This is a genomic window from Rhizobium sp. SL42 (assembly GCF_021729845.1).
In the GTDB taxonomy this organism is placed as follows: domain Bacteria; phylum Pseudomonadota; class Alphaproteobacteria; order Rhizobiales; family Rhizobiaceae; genus Allorhizobium.
Map to the genome: position 1 here is coordinate 2,226,178 of NZ_CP063397.1, position 14,320 is coordinate 2,240,497.

Genomic DNA, 14,320 nt, shown 5'->3' on the forward strand with positions numbered 1-14,320 from the left:
AAGCCCGGCTGCGCTGAAAGGGTTCGCAACCGTTAACGGGCGGGGTGACGGCTTGCAACCGCTGAAACCGCCAATGCCGGCTCCTGCGCTATCCCGTTATGCCGACTTATCCCCAATCGCCGTTAACCTTAACAAAGGGTTTACATTGCGCCGCGCGACCGAACGCTGCAACTTTGCCATGGGACAGACGTTAAAGGGCAGGGCAGTGACGGGCGACGTGTCGGTACGACTGATCATGACCATCATGATGATGGTCTTCTTTTCGGGATTGGCACTCGATATCGCCGTTCCCGCGGTCGCGCTGACGTCGATGGCGACATTGAAGTGGCTGGTGGAAAACTGGCCGGCGGCGAATGATTCGTCGTCTATGCGAAAGGCAGAAACGGCATGAAGACATTCCTGCTTTTGTGGGCGATGCCCATAGTGCTTCTGGGCACCTGGTACAGTCTGTCCTACTACGACATCAGCTTCGGCATCTTCATGCTCACGCGCCAGGCGCATGAACTGGTCTTCCAGATTTATGGCAATGTGCTGGGCATTCCGCCGGAAACCATTCCGCCGCTGGTGATGCGCGCGATCGTGGTCGACAGTGCGGTTCTGTTTGCCATCATCGGCTTTCGCCGCCGCAAGAAGATCATTGCCTGGTGGAAAGCCCGTCAGGAAAAATCGGTGCCGCTTTCGTCCGAGGCGCGCGCCAGCATGGACAGCCTGTCCAGCGCTCCCTGAAGTATGAAACTGGCGGCCGCGGAATCGATCCGCTCCTTGCGCTTGGCGCGCGAGACATCCATTTCCAGGAGCGCACGCTGCGCGGCAACCGTCGACAGGCGCTCGTCCCAGAAGACAAAAGGTATGTCGGTCTTTGGTGCCATTGTCCGCACAAAGGCCCGGGTCGCCTGAACGCGCGGCCCTGCTGAGCCGTCCATGTTCGTCGGCAGGCCGATGACGAACGCCGCGATTTTTTCCTTCTCGGCAAACGCCAGAAGAACGCCCGCATCCTGGGTGAATTTCGTCCGGTGAATGACCGGGCGCGGCGTGGCGAAGCGCCTGCCGAGATCCGATGCCGAAAGACCGATTGTCTTTGTCCCGAGATCGAGACCGGCGATGGCCTGGTTCGGCTGCAGGCGTTCGGCGAGCTCCTCGAGGGTCAGCACAAACATTTTGTTTTCCGTGTTTCGGGGGGTCAACTACTTTCCGTCAAGCGCTTATGCCATATCTGCTGGCTGGGAAACCCCTTATCCATTTCAGCCTTTTGCGAGGAGACATCCATGAAAATCACCTGGCTCGGCCATTCGGCCTTTCGCCTCGACACGTCCAGCGCGAGCATCCTGATTGATCCGTTCTTGACCGGCAATCCGGGTTTTGCCGGCATCGACGCCAAGGATACCGCATCCGGCATCACCCACATACTTTTGACCCATGGCCATGGGGACCATGTCGGCGACACCATTCGTCTAGCCAAGGACACGGGCGCCACCGTGCTCGCCAATGCCGATCTTGCCGCCTGGCTGGGGTCCAAGGGCGTCGAGAAGCTGGAGATGGGCAATACCGGCGGGACGGTGCATTTCGAAGGCTTTTCCGCAACTTTCACCAATGCCCTGCACTCGTCGGCGCAATTGACCGAGGACGGTGTCTCCCATTCGCTCGGCAGTGCCAATGGTCTCATGCTGCATTTCGACGGCGACGCCTCGCTGCTGCATATGGGCGATACCGATATCTTCTCGGACATGAAGCTGATCAACGAACTGCACCAGCCGGATATCGGGCTCGTTCCGATCGGTGATCGTTTCACCATGGGCGGTGCGGTCGCCGCACTTGCATGCCAGCGCTTCTTCGACTTCAAGACGGCCATTCCCTGCCACTACGGCAGCTTTCCGATCATCGATCCGACTCCGGAGAAATTCGTTGCCGGCATGGAAGGCACGCGGACCAAGGTTGTCACGCCTTCGGCCGGTATTGCCGTCCAGCTCTGACAAATCCCCGTTGCGCCCGCGCTTGACGGCCATTATAGCGGAGAAAACCGCTACCCTGGAGAATGCCGATGTCTGTTGATCTCGCCACCGTCAAGCGCGTCGCGCGCCTTGCCCGCATCGCTGTCAGCGAGGAGGAAGCCGAACGGATGACCGGCGAACTGAATGGCATTCTCGGTTTCGTCGAGCAGCTTTCGGAAGTCGATGTCACTGGTGTCGAGCCGATGACGTCGGTGACGCCGATGGCCATGAAGAAGCGCGAAGACGTGGTTACCGATGGCAACAAGTCCGACGCCATCGTTGCCAATGCACCCGCAAGCGACCGCAATTTCTTCATGGTGCCCAAAGTCGTTGAATAAGCGCTGGCCTCGTCTGCCGCGTATCCGATGCCGCATCCTCTCCCTTTTGCGCCCGCCCGGGGCGCTGACAGTCTGAAGTGAACCGATCATGACCGAACTGACCAGCCTGACCATCGCCGAAGCCCGCGCCAAACTGGCCGCGAAGGAGATCAAGGCCGTCGAACTGACGCAGGCCTATCTCCAGGCGATCGAGGCCGCCAACCCTGAAATCAACGCCTATGTCGCCGTGACGCCCGATATCGCGCTCGACATGGCCAAGGCCTCGGATGCCCGCATTGCCGATGGCAAGGGCGGCAGCCTCGAAGGCATTCCGCTCGGCGTCAAGGATCTGTTTGCCACCAGGGGCGTGCACACCCAGGCCTGCAGCCATATCCTCGACGGCTTCAAGCCGGAATACGAATCGACCGTCACGCAGAACCTTTGGGACGCGGGCGCCGTCATGCTTGGCAAGCTCAACATGGACGAATTCGCCATGGGTTCGTCGAACGAGAGTTCTTACTACGGCCCGGTCGTCAACCCTTGGAAGGCCAAGGGCTCGGATGAAAAGCTGGTGCCGGGCGGTTCGTCCGGTGGTTCGGCTGCAGCCGTTGCCGCCCATCTGTGCGCCGGCGCCACGGCCACCGACACCGGTGGCTCGATCCGCCAGCCGGCCGCCTTCACCGGCACGGTCGGCATCAAGCCGACCTATGGCCGCGTGTCGCGCTGGGGCGTCGTCGCCTATGCATCGTCGCTCGACCAGGCCGGCCCGATTGCCCGTGACGTTCGCGATGCCGCGATCCTATTGAAGTCGATGGCGAGCGTCGATGCCAAGGACACGACATCCGTCGACCTGCCGGTTCCGGACTACGAGGCAGCCCTCGGCCAGTCGTTGAAGGGCATGAAGATCGGCATTCCGAAGGAATACCGCGTCGAAGGCATGTCGGACGAGATCGAAAAGCTCTGGGCCCAGGGCATCGCGTGGCTGAAGGATGCGGGTGCCGAGATCGTCGATATCTCGCTGCCGCACACCAAATATGCCTTGCCGGCCTATTATATCGTTGCGCCTGCCGAAGCCTCGTCGAACCTCGCCCGTTACGATGGCGTTCGCTACGGCCTGCGTGTCGATGGCAAGGATATTGCCGACATGTATGAAAAGACCCGCGCCGAGGGCTTCGGCAAGGAAGTCAAGCGCCGCATCATGGTCGGCACCTATGTTCTGTCGGCCGGTTATTACGACGCCTATTACCTCAAGGCGCAGAAGGTCCGCACGCTGATCAAGCGCGATTTCGAGACCGTGTTCAACGCCGGCGTCGATGCAATCCTCGCGCCGATCACTCCGTCTTCGGCCTTTGCCATCGGCGACAAGGAACTGGCAGCCGACCCGGTCAAGATGTACCTGCAGGACGTCTTCACCATCACGCTGAACATGGCCGGCCTGCCGGGCATTTCCGTCCCCGCCGGCCTCGATGCCAAGGGGCTGCCGCTCGGTCTCCAGGTCATCGGCAAGCCGTTCGATGAAGAAACCCTGTTCAAGACCGCCCATGTCATCGAACAGGCTGCCGGCACGTTCACACCGGCGAAGTGGTGGTAAGCCAGTTTAACATTCGACCGATGACCTTCGCCGACGCCCAAAGCGTCGGCGAAGTTGGTTTTGCCGCATGGTCTGGCAATCTGGTTCTGAACAGCTTCGGCGTGGAGATGTCGGAGCGCGTTCGCCAGGCCTTCCATGATTTCCCGGCAGACAATGTCACGGCAATCGTTGTGGCTGAAACGGACGGAAAGATCGTCGGTTGGACGGCGCGCGACGGCGAACCCGACTATATTTCGGATCTGTGGGTTGCGCCTGACCACCAAGGGCGGGGCGTCGGAAGGGCCCTGCTCGAACACGCCTTCCTCCTGATGAAGCGCGAGGGCATCAAGATGGCACGCATCGCCACCCATGCCGGCAACAGCGGCGCGATCCGCCTCTATGAACGCTGCGGCTTCAATCTTGTCTGGCAAGGTTTGGAGCACTCGCAGGCGATGCAGATGGATGTCGAGAAGGTTCGGCTGGAGCGACCGCTCTGACCTATCCTCGCCGCTGGCTCTGCATGTAAGCCTTCAATACGGCATTCATCCGTGTTTGGTAGCCTTTGCCCTGAGAGCGAAACCATTCCAGCACATCGCTGTCCAGGCGCACGGTGATCTGCGTCTTGTCAGAGGGTGACTTGAGCTTGGCCGCTTCAAAAAAGGCATCGTCGAGTTCTGGAATATCGCTGTAGTCGATATTGCTGTCTTGCCGGGATTGCAGTTCCTTAAGCCGGGCGTCCGAGATGCTCATTGTATTTCTGCCTTTCTCTGCGGTTCGCAAGCCGTGCGGATATGATGCGGGTCGCACCCATGCGGTCGGTGTGCACGACGACGACGACGATGCGATCTATGGCGCCGATGCTCAAGATTCGTGGCTCGCCATAGTCTCGGCGGTTGTCGACGCCACTCAAGACCTCGCCGCGAAAGATCAAACAGGCTTCCTCGAAGGAAATGCCATGCTTGATTTTGTTGATCTCATTCTTGGCGGCATCCCACTCGAATGGCATAGGAAAGTGTAACTACATTCGTAGTTACACTCAAGCTGATATATGTGCGTTTGGTCATTTCTGCCCGACTCGGTGCGCAGGAATGAAACTCAGCTCCATTCATTTAAGCGGGCCTGTTGCCTTTCCGCTGCCTGCGGTCATCTGAATCAATTCATGAGAGAGCACAGATAAGTCTTTGTTTTAATGAATTATGTAAGGCGAATCAGATAGATAGATAGCGCCACTGGAAAAACCTCACACGTGATGGTCTACTATTGTCAACAAGTGGAGCGTCGATGATCACCATTCGGAGCGCAAGGCTGGAAGAAGCGGATCTGCTGGCCGAGATCGGTGTCCGCGCCTGGGAAAAGGCGATGATCCCGGTTGGCGATACACGGTCGATGGTCGACAATGCCCGCGCCTCCTTCCGGCATTTCACCCATCAGGGACGGGTGACGATCATGGTGGCCGACAGGGGTGGCTTTGCCGCCGGATGGGCTGCCCGCGAGGATCTCGACGAGAACATCACGGACTTCTGGATCGATCCGGACCAGCAGCGCCTGGGGCTCGGATCTGCGCTGCTGGAAGCGATCGAGGCCGAGATCGTGCGGCAGGGCTTCGACAAGGCCAGCCTGCAGACCCATGCCATGAACAGCGAGGCGATCGGCTTCTTCGAGAAACACGGCTATGCGGTGAACTGGCTGACGATTGCCTACAACCCGAAACTCGATCGCGACGTCCAGTCCGTCGGCCTGTCGAAGCAGTTGGTGGCGGTCGAGCCACTGGGCTACGGCCAGGAATTCTAGTGCAGGGGCGCGAGCGCGACCAGGTGTCCTGCGGCAGCAATCACCTGGTCCGGCACCAGCAGCAGGATCAGTCCGAGTGTGGATTGCAGGACGAACAGGATCGGCAACAACAGGCGAAAGGGCGGCTTGCGCGTCTTGTGCCGTAACAGGCGCTGGCAGACAAAGGCCCCGGTTCCGCCGCCGGCCACGGCAAGCAGGATCAGCGTGCTCTCCCTGACCCGCCAACCGCCCTCGCGCGCGGCAAGCTTGTCGAAGGCGTAGATGCCAAACACCACGATATTGTAGAGCGCCGCAAGCGCGGCCACGGTGAGGATTGTTTCGCTTGCCATGGCCGGCAGCTTATTCCACCCGGGTTAAGCGATTTCCTCTGCAGGCATTGCCATCATCCTGAGACACGCCGGGCGTCACAAGCCTTGCACCGCCGGCCCATATGCTCTACCTCACGAGCTTATAGACCCACGCATGACACGAGCATCCGATGACCCTGGTAGACACGCGCACACCCGATCCCAAACGCTTCATCCCCGGCGCCACAGGCGACTGGGAAATCGTCATCGGCATGGAAGTCCATGCCCAGGTGATGAGCAATTCCAAGCTGTTTTCGGGTGCGTCGACGGTGTTCGGTAATGCGCCGAATTCCAACGTCTCGCTGGTCGATGCCGCCATGCCCGGCATGCTGCCCGTGATCAACGAGGAATGCGTGGCGCAGGCCGTGCGCACCGGTCTCGGTCTGAAGGCACAGATCAACAAGCGCTCGATCTTCGACCGCAAGAATTATTTCTACCCCGACCTGCCGCAGGGCTATCAGATCTCGCAGTTCAAGGACCCGATCGTCGGCGAGGGCAAGATCATCATCTCGCTCGGCCCCGACCGTCAGGGCAATTTCGAGGACATCGAGATCGGCATCGAGCGCCTGCATCTGGAGCAGGATGCCGGCAAGTCGATGCACGACCAGCATCCGACCATGTCCTATGTGGATCTCAACCGCTCGGGCGTCGCGCTGATGGAAATCGTCTCGAAGCCTGACATGCGCTCGTCTGACGAAGCCAAGGCCTACATGACCAAGCTGCGCTCGATCGTGCGTTATCTCGGCACCTGCGACGGCAACATGGACGAAGGCTCGATGCGCGCCGACGTCAACGTCTCCGTGCGCAAGCCCGGCGGCGAATTCGGCACGCGCTGCGAAATCAAGAACGTCAACTCGATCCGCTTCATCGGCCAGGCCATCGAATACGAGGCCCGTCGCCAGATCGCGATCATTGAGGATGGCGGTACGATCGACCAGGAAACCCGCCTCTTCGATCCGGGCAAGGGCGAGACACGCTCGATGCGCTCGAAGGAAGATGCGCATGACTATCGCTACTTCCCCGATCCGGACCTGCTGCCACTCGAATTCGACGATGCCTTCATCGAGAACCTGAAGAAGGATCTGCCGGAACTGCCGGACGACAAGAAGGCCCGCTTCGTCGCCGAACTCGGCCTCTCCGTCTACGATGCCTCGGTTCTGGTCTCGGAAAAGGCGATCGCCGATTATTTCGAGGCCGTGGCCGAAGGCCGCGATGGCAAGATCGCCGCCAACTGGGTCATCAACGACTTGCTTGGCGCCTTGAACAAAGCCGGCAAAGGCATTGAAGAGACTCCGGTTTCCCCGGCTCAGCTCGGCGGCATCATCGACCTGATCAAGGCCGAGACCATTTCCGGCAAGATTGCCAAGGACCTGTTCGAGATCATCTTCAACGAAGGTGGCGACCCGGCCGAAATCGTCGAAGCCCGCGGCATGAAGCAGGTGACCGACACCGGCGCCATCGAAAAGGCCGTCGACGAGATCATCGCCGCCAACCCGGACCAGGTCGCCAAGGTGCTGGCCAAGCCGACGCTCGCCGGCTGGTTTGTCGGCCAGGTGATGAAGTCCACCGGTGGCAAGGCCAACCCGCAAGCCGTCCAGGCGCTGGTCAAGGCCAAGCTCGGCATCGTCGAGGAGTAGGCCCTTGTATTTCGTCCGCACCGCAGGTGAAGGCGATATCCAGCAGCTCCGGTCGCTGCTCGCAACGACTTTTCACGCGACCTATGATGCGGTCTACGGGCCGACCAAGGTCAAGGAACTGATCGACAGCTGGCATTCGCCGGTCGCGCTCAAGGCGCGGGTGAACCAGAAGGGCGGCGAGTTCCTCGTCGCCGACAACGGCAAGCGCATCGGCGGCATGGCCTTTGCTGCCATGTCGGACAGGCTGGCAAAGACGGCCATGCTTTACCAGCTTTACGTTCATCCCGATTGCCAGCGCCAGGGCATCGGCCGCGATCTGTTCGCCGAGATCGAAAGCTGCTTTCCCGATGCCGAGATCATGCGGCTCGAGGTCGAGCCGAAGAATCTGGGCGCGGTTGCCTTCTATGAGGCCCATGGCTTTGTCGAAGTCGACAGGACGAAGAATTGCGGCGGGCCGACCAGTGGCATCGAAGCGATCATCATGGAAAAGCCGCTCCTGTAACCGCCCTTTGGCCCGTGTCCGTCATCAATCTGTCGCGAACCGCACTGTAGCTCTGCGCGTCTTGAAGAGAGCAGGAGAGGCATTGCATGCAGGACACTGATGTGCGGATACGCGCGGCCCGGCCGGAGGATGTACCGGAGATCGCGGCGCTGTTTGCCGATGACGCATTGGGCGGCCATGGCGATACGACCGACCCGGAGGTTTTGCCGGATTATCTTGCGGCCTTTCAGCGCATTGCCGCCTCGCCGAACGAAACCCTCTACGTGGCCGACAGGCATGGCGAAATCGTCGGCACGTTCCAGACCCTCGTCACCACAACGATGACCGCGCGCGGATCGTCGGCGATGATCATCGAGGCGGTCCAGACGCGGGCGGATTGTCGCGGGCAGGGGATTGGCGCGGCAATGATCGCATTTGCGATCGAGCGCGCCCGCGCCGAGGACGTGCGCCTCGTTCAGTTGACCTCGAATGCCGCGCGCACGGATGCCCACCGCTTCTATGCGCGGCTCGGATTTGCGCCGAGTCATCTGGGCTTCAAGTTAAAGCTGAAATGACCGACTGCGACCGCGAATCACTGGACAAGCGAAAGGCAAGGCGGCATAAGCAAGAAGATATTATACGGTGCAGCCTATGTTTAAAGCGCCCGTATGTTGGGCTTCGGCTGAAATCCAAGGACACGACATGAAGCAGTTTCTGTTGCAAGTTTTCACCTGGTGGAATGGTCAGACCATGGGGACCCGCTTTTTCACCTGGCGCAACGGCAAGCGCGTCGGTGAAGACGAAGCGGGCAATGTCTATTATGAAGGCGGCACCACCTCTTTTGGTCTTCCGCGCCGCTGGGTCATCTACAAGGGTTATGCCGACGCGTCGAAAATTCCGGCGGGCTGGCACGGCTGGATGCACTACCGCACCGACGTCGCCCCGCCGAAGGACAATTACAAGCCCGCCGATTGGCAGCTCCCGCATCGCGAGAACCTGACCGGCACCTCTGCCGCCTATCGTCCGCCGGGTTCGATCGCCGTTGCTGGCGAGCGTCCGCGTGTGACGGGCGACTACGACGCCTGGACGCCCGGCAACTGATCAGCCGGCCACGATTACCCGATTTGGCCATAATTCGCCGTTAGGGCCTCTCTCGTGAGGCCCTTGTCGTATCTGGGCCTGAGATGAATTGACTGTGAAAGAGCGGCAGATGAAGCGTCCGGAACGAAACAGCGGTTTGCCTGCCATGGCGCTTTCGGCTCTCGGTGCTGCAATCCTGACCGCCGTCTTCATCCAGACACCGGCCCATGCCGCGCGCCTCGAAAATCCCGTTGCCGAATTCGCCGGTATCGACAAGATCACCGGCCGGATCACCAGCTTCGACGTCTATGTCAACGAGACCGTGCAGTTCGGCGCGCTGCAGGTCACGCCGAAGGTCTGCTATTCCCGCGACGAGACCGAAGCCCAGAAGGTCGATGCCTTTGTCGAGGTCGACGAAATCACCCTCGACCGCAAGATCCGCCGCATCTTTTCCGGCTGGATGTTTGCCGACAGCCCGGCGCTGAATGCCGTCGAGCACGCGATCTATGACGTCTGGCTGACCGGCTGCAAGGCGAGTTCCGAGGTTCCGGCCCCCCTCGGCGTCAAGGCTGTGCAAGCGGCACCCGAACCCGTCAAGGCTGCCGAAACGCCGGCGACCGGCGCAACCACCGCTCAGCCCGCCGGCAATGCAGGCGCCGCCACATCGCCAGCAGCTGTAGCGCCAGACCCCACAACGTCACAGCCCACACCGCCACAGCCGACACCGGCACAGCCCGCACTGGCAGAGCCCGCGCCGGGCACTGTCCCGCCGCTCGAGGCACCGCAGGAAATTCCCGACGAGACCTTCGGCGAAGCCCTGCCGCCGGCCGATGTCCCGCAGGACGCCAATCCCGAGTTTCAGGGGCAGCAGCCGCAGCCTCCCGTCCTGACAGCGCCCGCAGGCGCCGGCCTCTACTAAAGGCCGCAGTCTTCTCTCCCGCCACCGACACCCCTTGTCGGGCCGAGATGGCCGGCAGGCCGGAGGCGCTGTTTCATCCGCCGCCGCGATCTGCGCCAGATGTCCTCCAGCCGGAATGCGCAGGCAAGGGGTAGTCGCTCTGTCAACGCTTAGCGATTGACATAACCGGCAATAGAGAACAGGAAGAGAACGAACAGGAGTTCTCCACCATGTCCCTCTCCGAAAAATTCATCGTCCTTCCCTTCAAGAAGAACCGCGGCAATGTCGTGCCCGGCGAGATGCGCCAGGCCTCCAGCGCCGCCTCCGCCGAAAAGATCGCCACCGCCATGTCCGCCCGCCACCTCGGCGTCGCCGCCTATTCGATCCAGGTCGACGAGGAAAGCGGCGACATGACCAGCCCCAAGCTGATCATCGCCTTCGGCGAGACTGCGGATTTGACGACGAACTGAGGCGTTCCGCATTCCGATCTCCCCCCATGTGGGGGAGATGCCCGGCAGGGCAGAGGGGGGCACGCCCCGCGCTTTGAAGCTATGGACACTAGGTGCTGTTCATCCTCAGGTTTGATAGGCGCAAGTGTTGGGATACACTGTCGTCAAAGGTGGATGTCCATGGAGCAATTGTCGTGCAGATCGATCATGCCGTCACCGCTGACGAAATCGTCCTGTTGAAGGAGGCGACGCCGCAGAGCTATCGCGCGTGGCACATGGACTTGATAGGCGGTTTTATTGACAATGATTTACGGCTCCGCTGGCCCAGTCCGGAAGAAGAATTGAAGACCCTGCTGGATCGTATGCAGCCAGGTGATCGGCTCTGGCTGGCTCGGTCGAAACGCTATGAGCCGCATGTTCTGATTGGCAATGTGGGCGTCGCCGTCGTGCGGGACGGGGTCCCGCTTTGGTACCGCATCGCCTGGCAACATTAGAAGTCCCGTTGGGAGGAGAAACCATGCCAAGCCCCAAGAACACAATCTGCATCTGGTACGACAAGGACGCCGAAGCCGCCGCCCGCTTCTATGCCGAGGTCTTCCCCGACTCGGAAGTATTGGCCGTCCACCACGCGCCAAGCGACTATCCCTCCGGCAAGGCGGGCGACGTGCTGACCGTCGATTTCACCGTCGCCGGCATCCCCTGCATGGGCCTGAACGGCGGCCCCGCCTTCCAGCACTCGGAAGCCTTCTCCTTCCAGATCGCGACCGACGACCAGGAAGAGACCGACCGCTACTGGAACGCCATCGTCGGCAATGGCGGACGGACCAGCGCCTGCGGCTGGTGCAAGGACAAATGGGGCATCAACTGGCAGATCACGCCCCGCACCCTGACCGAAGCCATGGCGGCGGGCGGCGCGGAGGCCAAGCGGGCGTTCGAGGCGATGATGGAGATGGGCAAGATTGACGTGGCGAAGATTGATGCGGCGCGGCGGGGGTGAGGGAGAAGGATGGCTAATTTATAGAACGCTGAGGTGAAAGATGGAATTTGGGGCTTTGATCGGCCCGGCGGTAGTTGCCGCTGGTGTTTCCGGGGTAATCACGGTCATTGGTATGCTCGTAGCGCGATCGACCACAATTGGCCTTCACCGTGAAAAAATAGAGTCAGACCAAGTGCTGGCACGCCAAAAATTCGAGTACGATAAACAGCAGGCGGTTTTCAAACGTCGGTTCGATATCGCGGAACAATTTCTAGCCGATGCTTACCGGTTTAGGTCGCTCCTGAAGTATGTCCGGAATGGTGCGGCCTTCGGAGACGAGGGGAGTACTCGCGTTCAACAAGGAGGTGAAGAAGAGCAGATAAAGCGACTTCGTGATACCTACTATGTTCCGACAGAGCGATTGAATACCGAGAACGAGTTTATAAGCGCATTCTTTGCGAGACGAACTACATGTCACGCTCATTTTGGGCCGAAAGCTGAAGAAGCTTTTTTACTTTTGCAAGAAGCCCTTCACAGGGTGAGGGTATCGTCCTCACTCTTGGTAAAATGGGCTACTGATCATGACCAAATTGATAGAGCGCTGACTGAGGAACTGATAGCGGATATCTGGGAAGGAGTTGGTGAGCTTGAAAAGAAAAATAGAATCGGAACTGACGTGGATAGAGCCGTAGCGCTGATTGAAGAAATCTGTAGGCCGGTATTGAACTGGGTAGGTTGATAGTGTCGTCGGGTACGAGTTTTCCGACACCCTCTGCAGCCTCTATTCGTGAAGTCTTGTCTTGATCTGACCCCTCAAAACCCAACCGTCCCACCCTCCATCGCCCGCTCCAGCAACGCCCCATATTCCGCCTTCGGAATATCCACCGCCCCGAACGTCTTCAGATGCTCCGTCGTGAACTGCGTATCGAGCAGCGTGAACCCGCGTTCTCTCAGCCGCTCCACCAGTGCCACGAGACAAATCTTCGACGCATTGGTGCGCCTGGAAAACATGCTCTCGCCGAAAAAGGCCGATCCCAGCGAAACCCCGTAAAGCCCGCCGACCAGTTCGTCGTCCTCGAAGGCTTCGACGCTGTGCGCATGGCCGAGCCTGTGCAGGGCGCCATAGAGTTCGCGAATTTGCTGGTTGATCCAGGTGCTTGGGCGGTCGTCCGCCTCTTCGGCACATTTTTCCACCACCGTATCGAACACCGTGTCGAAGCGGATGTCGAACGGCTTTCGGCGGATCGCCTTGGCGAGACTTTTGGAAACGTGGAAATCATCGAGGGGAATGATCCCCCGGATCTCGGGTTCGACCCAGAACAGTTCGGGATCGTCGGCCGAGTCCGACATCGGGAAGAGCCCGATCGAATAGGCGCGCAGCAGGAGCTCCGGTGTTATCCCTTGGTCCCTGCTGCGCCGCCCAGCCATATGTCTATCAGGCCGATGTTTCGGCCAGATATTTCTCCAGCCAGTGGATGTCGTAGTCGCCATTGGCGATGTCCTGATTGGACACGAGGTCCTGGAACAGCGGCAATGTCGTCTTGATGCCGTCGACGACGAACTCGTCGAGCACGCGGCGCAGGCGCATCATGCATTCGACGCGCGTGCGCCCATGCACGATCAGCTTGCCGATCAGGCTGTCGTAGTACGGCGGGATCTTGTAGCCGGCATAGGCGCCACTGTCGACGCGAACGCCAAGACCGCCCGGCGCGTGGAAATGCGTGATCGTGCCGGGCGACGGCACGAAGGTGCGCGGATCCTCGGCATTGATGCGGCATTCGATCGCATGGCCCGAAAAGACGATCTCGTCCTGCGTGACCGAGAGGCCGGCGCCGGAGGCAACCCGGATCTGCTCATGCACCAGGTCGATGCCGGTAATGGCTTCGGTGATCGGATGTTCCACCTGCAGGCGGGTGTTCATTTCGATGAAATAGAACTCGCCGTTCTCGTAGAGGAACTCGATCGTGCCGGCGCCCCGGTACTTCATCTTCTTCATCGCATCGGCGCAGATCTGGCCGATATTCATGCGCTGTTCGACGTTGAGGGCCGGGGAATTTGCTTCTTCCCAGACCTTCTGGTGGCGGCGCTGAAGCGAGCAGTCACGTTCACCCAGATGGATCGCATTGCCGGCGCCGTCGCCGACGATCTGCACTTCGATATGGCGTGGCTTGCCGAGATACTTTTCCATGTAGACGGCGTCGTTGCCGAAAGCGGCGAGCGCCTCGGAACGGGCCGTCGAGACGGCTTCTTCCAGGTCTTCCTCGGATTTCGCCACCTTCATGCCGCGGCCACCGCCGCCGGCGGTCGCCTTGATCAGCACCGGGAAGCCAATTTCGCGGGCGATTTCCAGCGCGTTTTCCGGCAGGACCTCGCCGGCGGAGCCGGGAACGACCGGAATGCCGAGTTCGACTGCGGTCTTCTTCGCCGTGATCTTGTCGCCCATCAGGCGGATATGCTCCGCCGTCGGTCCGATGAAGGTGATGCCATGCGCGTCGAGGATATCGGCGAACTTGGCGTTTTCCGACAGGAAGCCATAGCCCGGATGCACGGCGTCGGCGCCGGTGATTTCGCAGGCCGCGACGATCTGGTGGATGTTGAGATAGCTGTCGCGCGATGGCGGCGGCCCGATGCACACGCTTTCATCTGCCAGGCGCACATGCATGGCATTCGCGTCAGCGGTGGAATGCACGGCAACGGTGGCGATGCCGAGTTCCTTGCAGGCGCGCAGCACGCGCAGCGCGATTTCGCCGCGATTGGCGATGAGGATCTTTGAAATAGCGGTCATC

21 protein-coding genes and 1 pseudogene are annotated in these 14,320 nt (G+C 60.3%); 16 read left to right on the plus strand and 6 right to left on the minus strand.

Going from position 1 to position 14,320, the window contains the following annotated elements; genetic code table 11:
- Positions 1-178 precede the first annotated feature (178 nt).
- Complete coding sequence (locus IM739_RS10480) at positions 179-391, plus strand: hypothetical protein (protein ID WP_237367745.1); 213 nt, start codon at positions 179-181, stop codon at positions 389-391.
- Positions 388-726, plus strand: coding sequence for a DUF6105 family protein (locus IM739_RS10485; RefSeq protein ID WP_237367746.1), 339 nt, complete (start codon positions 388-390; stop codon positions 724-726). Before IM739_RS10480 ends, IM739_RS10485 begins: the two co-directional genes overlap by 4 nt.
- Here the strand turns inward: IM739_RS10485 and ruvX are convergent.
- Positions 657-1,157 carry a Holliday junction resolvase RuvX gene (gene ruvX / locus IM739_RS10490; RefSeq protein WP_237367747.1) on the minus strand — a complete coding sequence of 167 codons (501 nt, stop codon included), beginning with the start codon at positions 1,155-1,157 and terminating at the stop codon, positions 657-659. The genes IM739_RS10485 and ruvX overlap by 70 nt on opposite strands.
- 108 nt (positions 1,158-1,265) lie before the next feature.
- On the opposite strand from ruvX, the gene IM739_RS10495 reads away from it, so the two are divergent.
- The 4 genes from IM739_RS10495 to IM739_RS10510 all read left to right on the plus strand — a co-directional run bounded on the left by IM739_RS10495 (position 1,266) and on the right by IM739_RS10510 (position 4,372).
- Positions 1,266-1,970: a metal-dependent hydrolase gene (locus tag IM739_RS10495; protein ID WP_237367748.1), complete on the plus strand. Its 705-nt coding sequence runs from the start codon at positions 1,266-1,268 to the stop codon at positions 1,968-1,970.
- A 68-nt stretch (positions 1,971-2,038) separates the two neighbouring features.
- Positions 2,039-2,326: an Asp-tRNA(Asn)/Glu-tRNA(Gln) amidotransferase subunit GatC gene (gene gatC / locus IM739_RS10500; RefSeq protein ID WP_237367749.1), complete on the plus strand. Its 288-nt coding sequence runs from the start codon at positions 2,039-2,041 to the stop codon at positions 2,324-2,326.
- Positions 2,327-2,414: 88 nt separating this feature from the next.
- Positions 2,415-3,896: an Asp-tRNA(Asn)/Glu-tRNA(Gln) amidotransferase subunit GatA gene (gene gatA / locus IM739_RS10505; RefSeq protein WP_237367750.1), complete on the plus strand. Its 1,482-nt coding sequence runs from the start codon at positions 2,415-2,417 to the stop codon at positions 3,894-3,896.
- A complete protein-coding gene (locus tag IM739_RS10510; protein WP_336886371.1) occupies positions 3,890-4,372 on the plus strand; it encodes a GNAT family N-acetyltransferase in 483 nt (160 codons plus the stop codon). The genes gatA and IM739_RS10510 overlap by 7 nt, the downstream gene beginning before the upstream one ends.
- Position 4,373: 1 nt before the next feature.
- On the opposite strand, the gene IM739_RS10515 is transcribed toward IM739_RS10510, so the two are convergent.
- Positions 4,374-4,625 (minus strand): BrnA antitoxin family protein, encoded by a 252-nt coding sequence (locus IM739_RS10515; RefSeq protein ID WP_237367752.1) that lies wholly within the window; start codon positions 4,623-4,625, stop codon positions 4,374-4,376.
- A complete protein-coding gene (locus tag IM739_RS10520) occupies positions 4,600-4,881 on the minus strand; it encodes a BrnT family toxin (protein WP_237367753.1) in 282 nt (93 codons plus the stop codon). The genes IM739_RS10515 and IM739_RS10520 overlap by 26 nt, the downstream gene beginning before the upstream one ends.
- A gap of 275 nt (positions 4,882-5,156) precedes the next feature.
- Between IM739_RS10520 and IM739_RS10525 the strand changes: the two genes are divergently transcribed.
- Entirely contained in the window at positions 5,157-5,666 is a 510-nt protein-coding gene (locus IM739_RS10525) for a GNAT family N-acetyltransferase (RefSeq protein ID WP_237367754.1), read from the plus strand.
- Here the strand turns inward: IM739_RS10525 and IM739_RS10530 are convergent.
- On the minus strand, positions 5,663-5,995 hold the full coding sequence (locus IM739_RS10530; RefSeq protein ID WP_237367755.1) for a DUF1294 domain-containing protein: 333 nt from the start codon (positions 5,993-5,995) through the stop codon (positions 5,663-5,665). The two genes, IM739_RS10525 and IM739_RS10530, sit on opposite strands and share 4 nt — an antisense overlap.
- 149 nt (positions 5,996-6,144) lie before the next feature.
- Here IM739_RS10530 and gatB point away from each other — a divergent pair, with 149 nt between their 5' ends.
- From gatB to IM739_RS10575, 9 genes and pseudogenes are all read left to right on the plus strand, one after another.
- Complete coding sequence (gatB, locus tag IM739_RS10535; protein WP_237367756.1) at positions 6,145-7,650, plus strand: Asp-tRNA(Asn)/Glu-tRNA(Gln) amidotransferase subunit GatB; 1,506 nt, start codon at positions 6,145-6,147, stop codon at positions 7,648-7,650.
- A gap of 4 nt (positions 7,651-7,654) precedes the next feature.
- Positions 7,655-8,152: a GNAT family N-acetyltransferase gene (locus tag IM739_RS10540; RefSeq protein WP_237367757.1), complete on the plus strand. Its 498-nt coding sequence runs from the start codon at positions 7,655-7,657 to the stop codon at positions 8,150-8,152.
- 86 nt (positions 8,153-8,238) lie between these two features.
- Positions 8,239-8,706, plus strand: coding sequence for a GNAT family N-acetyltransferase (locus IM739_RS10545; protein WP_237367758.1), 468 nt, complete (start codon positions 8,239-8,241; stop codon positions 8,704-8,706).
- A 127-nt stretch (positions 8,707-8,833) separates the two neighbouring features.
- Entirely contained in the window at positions 8,834-9,232 is a 399-nt protein-coding gene (locus IM739_RS10550) for an NADH:ubiquinone oxidoreductase subunit NDUFA12 (protein WP_237367759.1), read from the plus strand.
- A 109-nt stretch (positions 9,233-9,341) separates the two neighbouring features.
- Positions 9,342-9,785: pseudogene (locus IM739_RS10555) on the plus strand (DUF2155 domain-containing protein); the annotation flags it as partial.
- Positions 9,786-10,339: 554 nt separating this feature from the next.
- Positions 10,340-10,579, plus strand: coding sequence for a hypothetical protein (locus IM739_RS10560; protein WP_007599287.1), 240 nt, complete (start codon positions 10,340-10,342; stop codon positions 10,577-10,579).
- Between the two features lie 173 nt (positions 10,580-10,752).
- The gene (locus tag IM739_RS10565) at positions 10,753-11,052 is read left to right on the plus strand and encodes a hypothetical protein (RefSeq protein ID WP_237367760.1); all 300 of its coding nucleotides are present in this window, start codon (positions 10,753-10,755) and stop codon (positions 11,050-11,052) included.
- Between the two features lie 23 nt (positions 11,053-11,075).
- Positions 11,076-11,555, plus strand: a complete 480-nt coding sequence (locus tag IM739_RS10570; protein ID WP_237367761.1) for a VOC family protein — start codon at positions 11,076-11,078, stop codon at positions 11,553-11,555.
- A gap of 40 nt (positions 11,556-11,595) precedes the next feature.
- Positions 11,596-12,273, plus strand: a complete 678-nt coding sequence (locus IM739_RS10575) for a hypothetical protein (RefSeq protein ID WP_230171254.1) — start codon at positions 11,596-11,598, stop codon at positions 12,271-12,273.
- A 74-nt stretch (positions 12,274-12,347) separates the two neighbouring features.
- On the opposite strand, the gene aat is transcribed toward IM739_RS10575, so the two are convergent.
- Complete coding sequence (gene aat, locus IM739_RS10580) at positions 12,348-12,962, minus strand: leucyl/phenylalanyl-tRNA--protein transferase (RefSeq protein WP_237367762.1); 615 nt, start codon at positions 12,960-12,962, stop codon at positions 12,348-12,350.
- A gap of 7 nt (positions 12,963-12,969) precedes the next feature.
- Positions 12,970-14,319 carry an acetyl-CoA carboxylase biotin carboxylase subunit gene (gene accC, locus IM739_RS10585; RefSeq protein ID WP_237367763.1) on the minus strand — a complete coding sequence of 450 codons (1,350 nt, stop codon included), beginning with the start codon at positions 14,317-14,319 and terminating at the stop codon, positions 12,970-12,972.
- Position 14,320: the final 1 nt, after the last annotated feature.

What these genes read in the sequence shown, in the direction of transcription:
- IM739_RS10480 (WP_237367745.1), top strand. Translation starts at nt 179, where the DNA reads ATGGGACAGACGTTAAAGGGCAGGGCAGTGACGGGCGACGTGTCGGTA.
- IM739_RS10485 (WP_237367746.1), top strand. Translation starts at nt 388, where the DNA reads ATGAAGACATTCCTGCTTTTGTGGGCGATGCCCATAGTGCTTCTGGGC.
- ruvX (WP_237367747.1), bottom strand. Translation starts at nt 1,157, where the DNA reads ATGTTTGTGCTGACCCTCGAGGAGCTCGCCGAACGCCTGCAGCCGAAC.
- IM739_RS10495 (WP_237367748.1), top strand. Translation starts at nt 1,266, where the DNA reads ATGAAAATCACCTGGCTCGGCCATTCGGCCTTTCGCCTCGACACGTCC.
- gatC (WP_237367749.1), top strand. Translation starts at nt 2,039, where the DNA reads ATGTCTGTTGATCTCGCCACCGTCAAGCGCGTCGCGCGCCTTGCCCGC.
- gatA (WP_237367750.1), top strand. Translation starts at nt 2,415, where the DNA reads ATGACCGAACTGACCAGCCTGACCATCGCCGAAGCCCGCGCCAAACTG.
- IM739_RS10515 (WP_237367752.1), bottom strand. Translation starts at nt 4,625, where the DNA reads ATGAGCATCTCGGACGCCCGGCTTAAGGAACTGCAATCCCGGCAAGAC.
- IM739_RS10520 (WP_237367753.1), bottom strand. Translation starts at nt 4,881, where the DNA reads ATGCCATTCGAGTGGGATGCCGCCAAGAATGAGATCAACAAAATCAAG.
- IM739_RS10525 (WP_237367754.1), top strand. Translation starts at nt 5,157, where the DNA reads ATGATCACCATTCGGAGCGCAAGGCTGGAAGAAGCGGATCTGCTGGCC.
- IM739_RS10530 (WP_237367755.1), bottom strand. Translation starts at nt 5,995, where the DNA reads ATGGCAAGCGAAACAATCCTCACCGTGGCCGCGCTTGCGGCGCTCTAC.
- gatB (WP_237367756.1), top strand. Translation starts at nt 6,145, where the DNA reads ATGACCCTGGTAGACACGCGCACACCCGATCCCAAACGCTTCATCCCC.
- IM739_RS10545 (WP_237367758.1), top strand. Translation starts at nt 8,239, where the DNA reads ATGCAGGACACTGATGTGCGGATACGCGCGGCCCGGCCGGAGGATGTA.
- IM739_RS10550 (WP_237367759.1), top strand. Translation starts at nt 8,834, where the DNA reads ATGAAGCAGTTTCTGTTGCAAGTTTTCACCTGGTGGAATGGTCAGACC.
- IM739_RS10560 (WP_007599287.1), top strand. Translation starts at nt 10,340, where the DNA reads ATGTCCCTCTCCGAAAAATTCATCGTCCTTCCCTTCAAGAAGAACCGC.
- IM739_RS10570 (WP_237367761.1), top strand. Translation starts at nt 11,076, where the DNA reads ATGCCAAGCCCCAAGAACACAATCTGCATCTGGTACGACAAGGACGCC.
- IM739_RS10575 (WP_230171254.1), top strand. Translation starts at nt 11,596, where the DNA reads ATGGAATTTGGGGCTTTGATCGGCCCGGCGGTAGTTGCCGCTGGTGTT.
- aat (WP_237367762.1), bottom strand. Translation starts at nt 12,962, where the DNA reads ATGGCTGGGCGGCGCAGCAGGGACCAAGGGATAACACCGGAGCTCCTG.
- accC (WP_237367763.1), bottom strand. Translation starts at nt 14,319, where the DNA reads ATGACCGCTATTTCAAAGATCCTCATCGCCAATCGCGGCGAAATCGCG.